The sequence below is a fragment of the Niabella yanshanensis genome (assembly GCF_034424215.1).
Taxonomy (GTDB): Bacteria; Bacteroidota; Bacteroidia; order Chitinophagales; family Chitinophagaceae; genus Niabella; species Niabella yanshanensis.
The window spans coordinates 4,965,427-4,978,341 of record NZ_CP139960.1; the positions used below are offsets into that span (position 1 = coordinate 4,965,427).

The 12,915-nt window shown below is 44.4% G+C and carries 9 protein-coding genes; 7 read left to right on the forward strand and 2 right to left on the reverse strand.

Going from position 1 to position 12,915, the window contains the following annotated elements; translation table 11 throughout:
• Nucleotides 1–3 precede the first annotated feature (3 nt).
• On the forward strand, nucleotides 4–768 hold the full coding sequence (locus U0035_RS20530; RefSeq protein WP_114790811.1) for a TIGR03915 family putative DNA repair protein: 765 nt from the start codon (nucleotides 4–6) through the stop codon (nucleotides 766–768).
• Between the two features lie 4 nt (nucleotides 769–772).
• On the opposite strand, the gene U0035_RS20535 is transcribed toward U0035_RS20530, so the two are convergent.
• Nucleotides 773–1,288: a DinB family protein gene (locus U0035_RS20535; protein ID WP_114790975.1), complete on the reverse strand. Its 516-nt coding sequence runs from the start codon at nucleotides 1,286–1,288 to the stop codon at nucleotides 773–775.
• A gap of 79 nt (nucleotides 1,289–1,367) precedes the next feature.
• Here U0035_RS20535 and U0035_RS20540 point away from each other — a divergent pair, with 79 nt between their 5' ends.
• The 6 genes from U0035_RS20540 (at nucleotide 1,368) to U0035_RS20565 (ending at nucleotide 10,607) form a co-directional block, all read left to right on the forward strand.
• Complete coding sequence (locus U0035_RS20540) at nucleotides 1,368–1,835, forward strand: universal stress protein (RefSeq protein WP_162817851.1); 468 nt, start codon at nucleotides 1,368–1,370, stop codon at nucleotides 1,833–1,835.
• A 9-nt stretch (nucleotides 1,836–1,844) separates the two neighbouring features.
• Nucleotides 1,845–3,266, forward strand: coding sequence for an arylsulfatase (locus U0035_RS20545; protein WP_114790813.1), 1,422 nt, complete (start codon nucleotides 1,845–1,847; stop codon nucleotides 3,264–3,266).
• A 135-nt stretch (nucleotides 3,267–3,401) separates the two neighbouring features.
• Nucleotides 3,402–3,716 (forward strand): L-rhamnose mutarotase, encoded by a 315-nt coding sequence (gene rhaM / locus U0035_RS20550; protein WP_114790814.1) that lies wholly within the window; start codon nucleotides 3,402–3,404, stop codon nucleotides 3,714–3,716.
• A gap of 44 nt (nucleotides 3,717–3,760) precedes the next feature.
• Entirely contained in the window at nucleotides 3,761–5,116 is a 1,356-nt protein-coding gene (locus tag U0035_RS20555) for a glycoside hydrolase family 88/105 protein (RefSeq protein WP_114790815.1), read from the forward strand.
• Nucleotides 5,117–5,385: 269 nt separating this feature from the next.
• The gene (locus U0035_RS20560) at nucleotides 5,386–8,577 is read left to right on the forward strand and encodes a SusC/RagA family TonB-linked outer membrane protein (RefSeq protein ID WP_162817852.1); all 3,192 of its coding nucleotides are present in this window, start codon (nucleotides 5,386–5,388) and stop codon (nucleotides 8,575–8,577) included.
• Nucleotides 8,578–8,606: 29 nt separating this feature from the next.
• Nucleotides 8,607–10,607, forward strand: a complete 2,001-nt coding sequence (locus tag U0035_RS20565) for a RagB/SusD family nutrient uptake outer membrane protein (RefSeq protein ID WP_114790817.1) — start codon at nucleotides 8,607–8,609, stop codon at nucleotides 10,605–10,607.
• Between the two features lie 125 nt (nucleotides 10,608–10,732).
• Here the strand turns inward: U0035_RS20565 and U0035_RS20570 are convergent, their stop codons facing one another.
• Entirely contained in the window at nucleotides 10,733–12,457 is a 1,725-nt protein-coding gene (locus U0035_RS20570; RefSeq protein ID WP_114790818.1) for a choice-of-anchor Q domain-containing protein, read from the reverse strand.
• Nucleotides 12,458–12,915: the final 458 nt, after the last annotated feature.

The following is a 12,915-nucleotide window of genomic DNA, read 5'->3' on the forward strand; positions in this document are numbered from 1 at the left end:
TCTATGGATTATCTTTTTGACGGGAGCTTTAAAGGTATGTTGACTGCTGTATTTGACTGTTTTGAAAGAAAGGATTTTAATGCCCGGCTGTATCCATCTGCCAGTCATCAAAACTCAGTATTCGGTATTATTCATCATGTTAATACCAATGATGCCGGTGCGCAAAGAGTTTGGAAAGGATTAATGAGCCGCCTGCCTGCTATTGACGTCAGAAAGATATACGTGGCTTATTTATCGGAAATACCTGAAGTGTATGATAAATTGTTCCGGCTCATGGTGGACGTATTTCGGAATAGCGGCGATGTCATGAAGAATTACGGCGATGGTGATATACTTTTTATAACGCAGGTAGCTAAAAAGGTAGAACGGGAAAAGCATCGTATGAAGGCCTTTATACGTTTTCAGAAGAGTAAGGATCAGTTATATTTTGCTACTATGGAACCTGACTTTAATGTACTTCCTCTGATCACCCGTTTTTTTAAAGAACGGTATGCAGATCAACAGTGGCTGATCTACGATAATAAACGGCGGTATGGCGCTTATTACGACACGAAAACGCTCAGTGAAATTGAATTGAACGTGCTGGATATTACTACTGATGCCATGGCCACCGATGCTGTTACCCTGGATGAACAGGAGGCTTTATATGCGGCCTTGTGGAAGGATTACTTTAAAAGTACCAATATTGCATCAAGGAAAAATACCCGTTTACATGTACGGCACGTACCTAAACGATACTGGAGATACCTGACTGAGAAGCAGGTGTAAGCAATCAGGATAGCGGTTGATGTTGCAGGATCTTAACCGTAACTATAAGTTGCCCTATATGCCGCATTGTATGCTCGGCAGCGTGCGTACAAAGTCCTATTACAGTAGAGGGCAGGGCCGCTCTTCCAACTGAACGGTAATGAGTGAGTGTATCAGGGATAAAGTTCTTCAATCGGTCCAAAGTTATTTTAATCTGCCTTTGACATTGGTCTTCGAGGTTTGAAGACGACAGGTCCTGTATTTCGGTTTCTTTTTTTAGATAGGCCAACTGATTGTCAGTGAGCATATTGCCCTCGGCATAAGTAAGCAGGCGATCGAGCACTCCCGAAATATGCAGCAAGTGAAACCCGGGCGAAGCGCAACCTGCCGGTTGCGTCCATAAAAGCGCATCATTAAAATTTTGCATAATAATTGTAAGTTCTTCACTGGCCTGGAGGAGTGCATGGGCAACGGGCTGTAATAGCGGCGTAATGCCTTCAATAAGTGCTCCTCTCAACCAAACTTCTTTATCTTGTTTCAAAATAGTAGCTTTATATAAGACTAAAGTAGCCGAAATATTTAAAATATACCATAGGTTTCCGGTATTTAAAATAATTGATATGAAAAGTATAGTAGCAGCGCTAGATTTACAGGGTCAGACAGACCTGGTGGTTAATAAGGCAATCGATATGGCCGACAAATTTGGAGCAGACCTGCACCTGGTTCATGTAGTAGCAGCAGTAGGTAGCTATGTTGCCACGAATATGGTGGATCCGCTGGGCGCTATGGAGACCGCTATTCTTCCTAATGAGGTAGACCTTATTGAGACGTATAAGAATATCGCCGAAGAGCAATTAGAGAAAATTAAGAAGAATCTTAGTTCCCGCCCGGTAATAACAAAAGTGCTTTTAGGCACAGTAGAGGATGAGGTTGTTAATTATGCCAGGGAAATCGGGGCTGAGCTTATAGTGATCGGAACACATCAGCATAGCGGTTTATCAAGATTGTTGAACGGCGAAACTTCAGTGCGCATATTACATGAAGCTCAAATACCCATATTAGTTATTCCAACCATAGAAAATAAATAGTTTATAACGATGAAATTCAAATGGCTGCTTTCTTTTTTACCTGTTTTATTAGCTGGGTTCTATTCTACATCAATTGCGCAACCAAAAAAGCCGAATATCATTTTAATACTGGCCGACGACCTGGGAGTCGGTGACCTGGGCGTATACGGACAGCAAAAGATCAAAACACCCAACCTCGACCGGCTCGCAAAAGACGGACTACAGTTTAACCAGTTTTATACCGGTACATCAGTATGCGCTCCGTCCCGCTCATCGTTAATGACAGGGCAACATACGGGGCACACGCCTGTCCGCGGTAACAAAGCTACCCAGCCGGAAGGTCAGTGGCCATTACCGCCAGGGGTAGTTACCATTGCCGGGCTTTTGAAAGAAGCAGGATACACTACCGGTGATTTTGGCAAATGGGGACTGGGTTTTGTGGGTACCTCGGGCGATCCAAATCAGCAGGGATTTGATGAGTTTTATGGATATAACTGCCAGTCGCTGGCACATAATTATTTCCCGGAACATCTGTGGCATAACAGCTCAAAAATATCTTTACCTAATACCATGCCGAACCAGACAGTTTATGCTGCGCAATTAATTCATGATAAAGCTCAGCAGTTTATTCAAAAAAACAGTCAACAACCGTTTTTTCTTTTTCTCTCTTATACACTTCCGCATGCCGCCTTACAATTACCCGCTAACGATTCACTACTAGCCTATTACATCAGAGCTTTTAAGGAAAAGCCGGTAACTGTTGCCACTGGGTGGCAGGGGAAGGGGTATCAGCCGCAGGCCTATCCCCATGCTGCTTATGCCGCAATGGTAGGGCGATTGGATCAATATGTGGGAGCAATAAGAAAACAGGTGGAGGCTTTGGGCATAGCTGACAATACATTGATCCTTTTTGCCAGTGACAACGGGCCTCATAAAGAAGGGGGGAACGATCCGGTATTTTTTAATAGCAGCGCTGGTTTAAAAGGAATGAAACGCGATCTTTATGAAGGGGGTGTTCGTACGCCTTTTATTGCCTGGTGGCCAGGTACTATTAAAGCCGGTCGCCGCTCCGAATGGGTGGGCGCTTTCTGGGATCTCCTGCCGACTTTTGCAGATCTGGCGGGTGTTAAAGTTACTTCACCCACTGATGGCATATCCATGGTGCCGGAATTAAAGAACCAGCCACAGAAAAGACATGACCACCTGTACTGGGAATTTCACGAACAGGGCGGCAAGCAGGCTGTTCGGCTGGGAAACTGGAAAGGCATACGTTTAAACGCTATGGCTCATCCTGATGGGCCTGTAGAATTGTATGATCTGCGATCTGACGCTGCCGAAAAGCACAATGTGGCGGCCGGACACCCGGAAATTGTAGCCCGCATTGCAGCGATCATGAAAAAAGAGCATGTTGAAAATGAGAACTTTCCTTTTTTTCAGCAGGCATCAAAATAATTGTTGACGAACTTTTTCAGGACAGTTCAGGACGCATGGTTCGGCCGGAAGTTATAATTTGTGTTTATTAAGTAACGATTGCTGTGATGTGAGAACCATCATCTGCAATTCTTATATTGAATAATAACCAGAGATATGCAGCGTATTGCCTTTAAAATGAAATTGCTTCCGGGATTTGAAGCCGAGTACAAAAAGCGTCATGACGAAATATGGCCTGAGTTAAGCGATCTTTTACATGAAACAGGCGTCAGCGATTATGCTATATTCCTGGATAATCAGACGCTTGATTTGCTGGGCGTATTAAAACTGGCGGATGGAAAAACCATGGATCAATTGCCTTCTCAGCCGGTTATGCAGAAGTGGTGGGCTTATATGGCTGATATTATGGAAACCCATCCCGGCAATGAGCCCTTGTCTGTTCCGTTACAGGAAGTGTTTTATATGCCTTAATTATTTTCAGTTTCTTTAGTACTTAAATCAAAAATTACATTACGATGGCTGGTCAAATTAAAATAGCCTTGCTGCTGGGCTTTGGTGTGTTTGCTGCAACACAGGCAGGTGCACAATACGTGAGTGGAACCGGTAACGATGCAACGATGCCACTACACCTGATGAAACCGGACTATGATATACCTTATGGTGAAATCACACCTGAAAAAGTAAAGGTCACTTTGGATCGTGTGTTTAATTACCTGAATGCCGTAACGCCTGCCAGCCTGGCGAATAAGCAAACGGAAGCGGGTGTAGATATAGCTAAAGCTGATGAGCAGGCAATTTTGAAAAAAGGAGATTTCCGGCTTACCAGCTATGAGTGGGGGGTGACCTATACGGGTATGCTGGAAGCTTCGGCCGCTACGGGTGATAAGCGTTATGCACAGTATTCAGTTAACAGGATCAATTTCCTGGGTGATGTTGTAAAACATTATAAAGCCTTGCAGGGAAAGCAGCCCGGTATTGCAACACCTGTAAGATCGGTTATGCAGCCCCATGCCCTGGATGATGCCGGGTCTTTATGCGCTGCTATGATTAAGGCCATCAGCGCCGGGGCCAGGGCAGAAGTAGTAAGACCGATGATCGATAATTTCATTCATTATATAATGACCAAAGAATTCAGGTTGAGCGATGGAACTTTAGCGAGAAACAGGCCATTGCCTAATACCCTTTGGTTGGACGATCTGTACATGAGTTTACCGGCTTTAGCGCAAATGGGAAAATTGACGGGTGAAGCTAAATACTTTAATGAAGCTATAAAGCAATACCGGCTATTTGCCTCACGTATGTTTAATACAGATAATAATCTGTACATGCATGGCTGGGTACAGGGTATGAACCCACATCCCCAATTTCATTGGGCCCGTGCTAATGGGTGGGCAATTATGACAAAGATTGAATTATTGGATGCTTTACCCGAAACGCATCCGGGAAGAAAAGAGGTGTTGGAAATGTTGAAAAAGCACGCTGCAGGTCTTGCTTCTTTGCAGGATAAAAAAGGCTTCTGGCACCAGCTTTTGAACAAAAATGATTCTTACCTGGAAACGTCGGCAACCGCTATCTATGCTTATTGTATAGCGCGTGCTATTAATAAAGGCTGGCTGGATACAAAAGCTTATGGACCTATGGTGATACTGGCATGGAATGCTGTAGCTACTAAGGTTACAGATAATGGCCAGGTAGAAGGTACCTGTGTGGGAACAGGCATGGGCTTTGATCCGGCCTTTTATTACTACCGGCCGGTAAACAATTTCGCGGCGCATGGTTATGGGCCCGTTTTACTGGCAGGGGCAGAGGTGTACCGCATGTTGAAGCAGCATCCATTCGAAATTAATGATAGCGCTGTGCAAATGAAATAACCCCGCTACAGGAATATTTTATGGCGCGCTACATACGGTGCGCTTTTTTTGTGCTTAACAGTATAGGATATGGTTGGTATAATGTTTAATTATTGTTTGTATGCAAATGAATTGATTGTGAATTGGAGCAGGATGGTTCAGGACAGTTGGTTTTTCTTTATTAGCTACATTGTATAGTACTTCTAACGATTCTTTAATTTAAACCAAACAGTCATATGAAAAGAAGCAGGTATTCTTGTTGCTTATTGCTATGCGCAATATTTTTTTGGGTGAACCCTCTTGTGTTGCGGGCCCAGCAAGCCACGAAAATTACAGGTACAGTATTAGATGAAAATGCCAGGCCGGTTGCGGGCGCTTCAGTACAACTAAAAGGCGGAACCCTCACAGTAGCCACGGGATCAGAAGGTGCGTTTGCCATTGATGTACCCATGAACGCAGTGTTGATTATTTCAAGTGTGGGTTACGAAACCCAGGAAGTAACGGTGACGCAGTCTCAGCTGAATGTGGTGCTCCGTCAGAAAGCTGCTGAAATGGATCAGGTAGTGGTGGTAGGCTACGGTACACGCAAGAAGAGTGATGTTACCGGTGCTATTGCCTCTGTCGGGGGAGATGATCTTCGCAGTGTACCTGTTACCAATCTTACACAGGCTTTGCAGGGCCGGGTTACCGGTGTAGTGGCTACGCCAAATAGTTTCCGGCCCGGTGGTGGAAGCACCATTCGTATCAGGGGTAACCGGTCGCTCAACGCAAGTAACGAACCACTGTATGTAGTAGATGGTTTCCCGGTAACCTATACCATTGATGATATGAATCCTGCCGATATAGAGTCGGTAGATATCCTAAAAGACGCATCGGCAACAGCTATTTACGGGGTGCGCGGCGCCAATGGGGTGGTGCAGATCACTACTAAAAAGGGTAAAGCCGGTAAGGTGAGTGTTACTTATATGGGTAGTAAATCTGTTGACCAGATCATCAGGCAGTCACCCATATATGATGGGGCCGGAATCGCCGATGCCTGGCGACAGGCTTTCTTTGCTGATAAGCAATATACCGCAGACAGGGGTACGGCATCTGTTGCCAATCCGTTGTATTATTATCCAACGGCGGTGAATGATATAGCTCTTTTCTGGACACGTTTTGGCAGTATTGATCAATGGAATTCTGTGAAAGATGCCTATACCTGGGATGTGTATGATCCGGCGAATAATATCTTCAGGGCCCGTAAACGACCCACAACAGATGCGGAGAGGGATTTATTAAGAGGGCTTGGGATCACTTCCCAGCTGGATAGTGTTGATATGTACGACCCTTCAAGAGTTAAGAGCTTCGATTGGCAAAATGAAGTAGGATTGAGGAATGGCTCCACTGATAATCACAGCATTTCCGTAACAGGAGGAAGTGATAAGATCAGGTCTTCTTTAAATGCAGGCTACTTTAAGCAAACCGGTATTGAGTACGCCCAGGATTATACCCGATACTCTATTGGGAATTCGGTGGATTTTAAACCTGTTAAATTCTTAAATTTTGGTACTTCTATCAACTTTATACACAGTATTACCAATACCAGCACCAGTTCCTACGGAAATGCCAACGGTATGATACCGTTGGTGACCCCTTATGACAGCGCCGGCAAGTGGGTACTATATCCCAACCGGGATCAGCAGATAGTGAGTGCCATCAATGACCGCAATACAGTTATGGATCAAACAAAGGCCAACCGCGTTTTTGGTAATGTGTATGCGGAAGTGACATTATTTAAGGGACTGAAATACCGGACGATGTTTGGCGCTGATATCCGTAATACCAACAGGGGGACGTTTAACGGGTCTCAATCTTCAATCAGGCAGGGAAGTCCGGCCAATGCATCCCGTACTGATGTTCGAAGCTCCTCCTGGGTGTATGATAATATATTAACCTATAATACTACTATTAAATCAGATCATTCTATTAATGTTACATTATTACATGAAATGCAGAGCCTGAACAGAACAGATACGGCTACCATGAGTGCTAATAATTTGATCTTTGAATCTCAGAAATGGTATTCTTTACAAAAAAATACCGACGCAACAGTAACGGGCAGCGGCAATTTTTCCGAAGCTAAATACCTTTCTTATATGGCAAGGGTAGAGTATGGTTTCAGGAGTAAGTATTTACTTACCTTGAGCAACCGGTATGATAATTCATCTGTATTTGCGGTGAATAGCACCGGGGCCTGGTTCCCGTCAGCATCGCTGGCCTGGCAGTTAGATAGAGAAGGATTTTTTGCCTCGCAAAATATATTTGATTATGCAAAGTTGCGTTTAGGTATTGGTACGGTGGGTAATGCTTCCATTGCTCCCTATCGTACCGGCGGACCTCTAGCCTCTACCAGTTACAGCTGGGGTAACGGTACTCCTGCTATTGGCGCTGCTCCTGCAACGTTTGCAGTTCCTGCACTTACCTGGGAAAAAACCACTACAACGAATCTGGGTATAGAGTTCGGCATATTGAACAATAGGATTACCGGTACCATTGATCTGTATAATACGAATACTATTAATCAATTACAGGACAAATCTATACCGGCAGCAAATGGAGTAGGTTACCTTTCTGTGAATTTGGGTAAGGTAAATAACCGTGGTATTGAAGTGGCCTTGAGTACCAGAAATATTGATAACGATAATTTTAAATGGAGCACCGACTTTATGTTTTCCAGGAACAAAGAAAGACTGATGGATATCGACGGAACCGGTAATAGTAATTATGCGAATCTTTGGATATTAAATCAACCCCTGCAGGTTTACTGGAGTTATAAAAAAGAAGGTGTTTTCCAATATAGCGACACCGCATCAGGGGGAATCCTTTCGTCTTTATACTGGATCAAAAACGGCAAAACCAATACCGCATTCCAGCCGGGCAGGATTAAAATACAGGATACCAATGGTGATTCTACCTTTAGCAATGCTGATAAAGTAGTATTAGGGTCTCACAACCCGGATTTTGTAGCCAGCATCAATAACACGTTCTCCTATAAAAATTTTGAACTCAACTTTTTGACCTACTTCCGGGTAGGCGGATTGTACCGTGTACCAAGGCCGGGCCTGGTAGGCCGGTATCAATCTAACAGAGTAGATTACTGGACTCCTTCTAATCCCTCTAACGATTATCAGCAACCTACTCAAACCAGTGATATCCCGCTTTATTGGGAGGCACTTACTTACAGGAAAGCAACTTTTATACGGGTAAGGAATATTACACTTACCTACCGGGTGCCTAAAACGCTTACTTCGAAAATCAATGCTAATAACCTGGCCGTGTATGTAACTGCGGTTAACCCCTTCCTGATACATAACGGCGATAAGGATTATGATCCCGAAACAGTTCCATATAGAGAGTTTCCTGGTAATACCACCAGCCAGGTAGGCCCCAGCTCTTATAGTTTCAAAAGCTATGTATTAGGAGTAAGAGTTGATTTGTAAGTTTTTTATAAAGGTTAAAACGTAATAAAATGAAGAATCTAGTACTATATATAAAATGTGTTGTTGTAGTTCTTTTCTTATCAGCGGCACTATCGTGTAACAAGTTTATTAAAGAAGAATTAGTGAGTACGCTTACAGAAGACTACTATAAAACTGATGCGGGACTCGAAGACCTGGTAAAATCTGCCTATGCTCCTTTACAATGGAAGTTTACGGGTGAGCAATCTTATGCTATGTCCAATTTTGGAACGGACGAATTCCGTGAGGGCGATCAGTTTAATAATGTAAGATACAATGATTATGATGCCAACCTGAATGCCAATGACCTGTTTGTGGACGGGCTTTGGACCAACAATTATGCTGGTATTCGCCGCTGTAACCAGGGTATAGAGCTGATTTCCGCATACGATAATCCTGCATCTACCACGTTAGGTACGCAGGCCAAAAAAGATTTGAGAGTGGCCGAGCTAAAAGGATTGAGGGCGTTTTACTATTTTCATTTGCTGCAGCAATTGGGGGGTGTGCCGCTTGTATTGACCGTGCCTAAAGAGGCGCAGTACGAATTTCCCAGGGCCAGCGAAGCCGATGTGTATACACAGGTTATTACAGACCTGAGAGCGGCAGCTGCGGTAACCGGTTTGCCCTGGCGTTATACGGCTGCCGACAGGGGACGTGTTACAAAAGCCATGGTGAACCATTACCTGGCAAAGGTATATCTTACCAGAGGCAGCGCAGTAACAGAACAGCGCGGACAAAAAGCTACTGATATGGATAGCGCTATCTATTATGCCAATGAAGTGATCGTAAACAGCGGTCATGTATTGGAAGCCGATTTTGGCAATTTGTTCAATGCTGCATACCCCGATGGTACGATCGCTCCCTTAGGACAGGCTGGTACGGCACCACTTAGCAGCAAGGCGAAAATTGAAGCTAACAATGCGAGCAATGAAATTATTTTTGCAGCACAATTCAGCTCCAATCTGTTATTGGTAGGTAGCGGTGCCAATAATCAAACCCATCTTTTTTATCCATCGCAGTACGACGCGGGAGTAACTGGTATGACCAGAGATTTTTTTAACGGACGACCATTTAGAAGATTACGCCCTACCGATTATACTATTGATATTTTTGATAAGGTAAACGATTCCCGGTTTTTTAAAACCTTCCAGACTGTTTATTACCGCAACGCAGCAATACCCGCGCAAAGCGCTTCACCGGGGTTGTACTGGACGGCTGCAAATGCGCCTGCTCCGGGCCTGGTTAATTTACCAAAAGTTATGTTGGGTGATACAGCCGGTTTGTACATTGTTAATCCCCGTAATCTTCCGCTGTTGACATCCCGGATAGCTGCCATGCGCTATTATGCAGTTTTTGCAAGAAATAAACAAACTACTTCCGGCGGTGAGATTACCAGCGATTTTAATAGTAATAAGTATCTTACTATGTGGAAACTATCCGACCCCATCCGTTTAACCAATACCAATAACGAGGCTAAGGGTATCAGGAACGGTACTTATGCCAGGTTGGCAGAAACCTATTTGATTATAGCGGAAGCTTATGGCCGGAAAGGAGATTACACGAATGCATTGATATATGTCAACAGGCTCCGGCAGCGGGCGGCTTATAAAGCAAATGAAACGCGTAGCCCCCAAATATGGCAATATATGGGCGGTCCTGACAATTTAGCCAATACAGAAGTTAATAATATGGCTACTACCGCATTGTTTACCACCAATGCACCCAGTGAACTGTATCCACCAACCGTCACATCAACACCTGACAGGTTTATTCATTTTATGTTGAATGAAAGAACCCGTGAACTTTGTGGCGAGTTTTACCGCTGGGAAGACCTGGTTCGCACCGAAACATTGTTTGAAAGAACCAAATTGTACAATGCGGATATCAGTCCTTCCTTTGCTACATTCCATAAACGCAGACCTATTCCTTACCTGCAAATGGTAGCTCAGCAAATTGGCGGGCAACCGATGTCGCCCGATCAGATGAAAAATTATCAAAATCCCGGATACTAAGTAGGGATTCCAATAAGTATTAATGCCGCTAATCCCCTGGTTATTCTTCAGGAAGGGTTAGCGGCATTTTTATTGGTAATACCTGTTATATCTAACAGGTCACTATCCCTGCAAAGCGAAATGCTTTACTCCTGCATTACCTGGATGATTTTGGATGCACTCGTTATACCATCTTTATCTACCTGTACCAGGCGGGCAAACAGTTTCCCGTTCTCTATATTCGATAATGTTTCTTTTTTGTTACAGGAAACAATCAGCACAAAAAGCAATACTGGGGTGATCATTACAAACATTCGCCTGCGGCCTTTGAAGGCCAGGGAGGCCAGGAAAAACAGACCCATTCCCAGACTCAGCGAGGTTAAAGGAATACTACTTTGATACGTCAATGGAATAGAGCTGTTGCCTCCAGCAGCAAGGGTTGGTATCTTTTGCACGGTTGTCCACTTTATGCCGTCTTGTGAAACTTGTATCAAAAAATGATCGTTGTTGACTTCTGCTTCTGTGCTCCAGTCAAATACCAGCTGCCCATTTTTAATGGCGGCGCTCCAATTCCCAAACAAAACCGGGAGTACGGTCTGTGATTCAAAAACGCCCATATCAATGGCACTACCGGCGATGCGCGGATTACCCGCCAGGTCCAATATTTCGGTATTGTTAGCCGAATTCCAAAATTGATTGCTTCCTCCATTAATGCCCGGACTGGCGTCAGACAGGGTAAAGTCGCCCCCGGCCAGATCGGTAAAAAGCGGATCGGAATTGAAGTTGCCTGTTCCGGCAGGCACGGTAGCCGTTTGTACAATGCTAAAGCTAATGTCAAATGGAGCGCCTCCCAGGCTATCTATTATCCGCACGGCGTTAGGTGCACTGTTCCACACAATGCTATTGGCCAGTGTTATTTGAGCGCCTGGGATTGCCCTGTGGTATATGCCGTGGCCCCCAAGGCTGGCTGTATTATTGACAATTGTGGTGTTTACCAGTGCAAGTGCATTGATTTGGCTTATGATAGCTCCGCCATATTTTGCGGTATTACCGGTAAATAGTGTATTGGTTAATGTATAGCTTCCCGTAGGCCCCATAGCAGCAAAATAGAAACCGCCCCCCCATTCGGTTGCAATATTGTCCCTGACAGTAATATTGGAGAGTGAAAGAGCACTTCGAATATCTCCGCCGCCCGCGTAGTCGGCCCTGTTACCGCTGATTTCCACGTTGCTTACCTTTAAAGTATTTGAATCGAGGACTGCGAACAGCCCGCCACCGCCGTTTCTTGTATGACCGATGTTGGTGCTCTTAATGGAGACTGCTGTTTGCAAAGAAGGCGCGTTTGCCATACCTCCTGTTATTCTCAGGCCATCGATACGCGTGTTTTGCAGGTTCACAGTAATCAGCACATGGTATACATTGTCCGCATAGTCATTAGGAACGCCTATGTCGCCACTCAAAATGGTAGGATAAGTTTTCCAGTTGCGCTCATTCATTCCGGGGTTGCCTGTAGCAGGAAACCCTCCGTACAGGTGGACCCGATCTATAGCTACAAAGGCGTTATCCCGTCCCCCGTCATTCTGGAAGCGGCTGTTGTCAGCATCGTACAACGGCTTATAAGTGCCTTCTGCAATAAATATACGCAACGAGTCGCCTGCGAGCCAGTTATCGTCGGCTATATACTGCTCCCTGGCCCATTTTAAGGCATCGGCCAATTCGGGTACTGCGTTAGCCCAGGACGATCCGTTGCCGGTTCCGCCTGATACATTTTTTTTGACGTAAAGAATTTTTTCTGCCGAAGGAGTGATTTGAGCCTGAAGTATTGCTGTATAACATAGGCTAAAAAGGAGTAGCGAATAAATTTTTTTCATTTTGGTGGGCTGGTTGTTTAGTGACTAATTTATAATAAATGAACTCACGCAATCCTGATAACAGAATGACAGGAGAAAATCTTAAATGAAGGTCAAAATTATTCTGATTAAGAGCGCTGATATAAACGATCCGGGCTGAAGATCAATTATTTAGAAAGCCGCAAAATAAAACAAAAAAGTTACTTAGGGAAATCAGATGTAATCCCAATTTATGCTATCGTTATACCGACCCAAAGTGGGGACATCTGCTACAAAGTGAGTGACCTGCCGGCCGGCCAGGCGGCCGGTTCTAAATGATCTATAAAAAGAAGCACCGCTTAAAGCGAAAATTCGAATAGCACCTGGAATTAAGCAGGTGCTCCAATGACAACAGGATAGTTCAGGATTGATGGTTGATGCAGAACCTTAATTTTACGCTTACGCTTGATAATATTGACAAAGATTGTATTGCTTTTGTG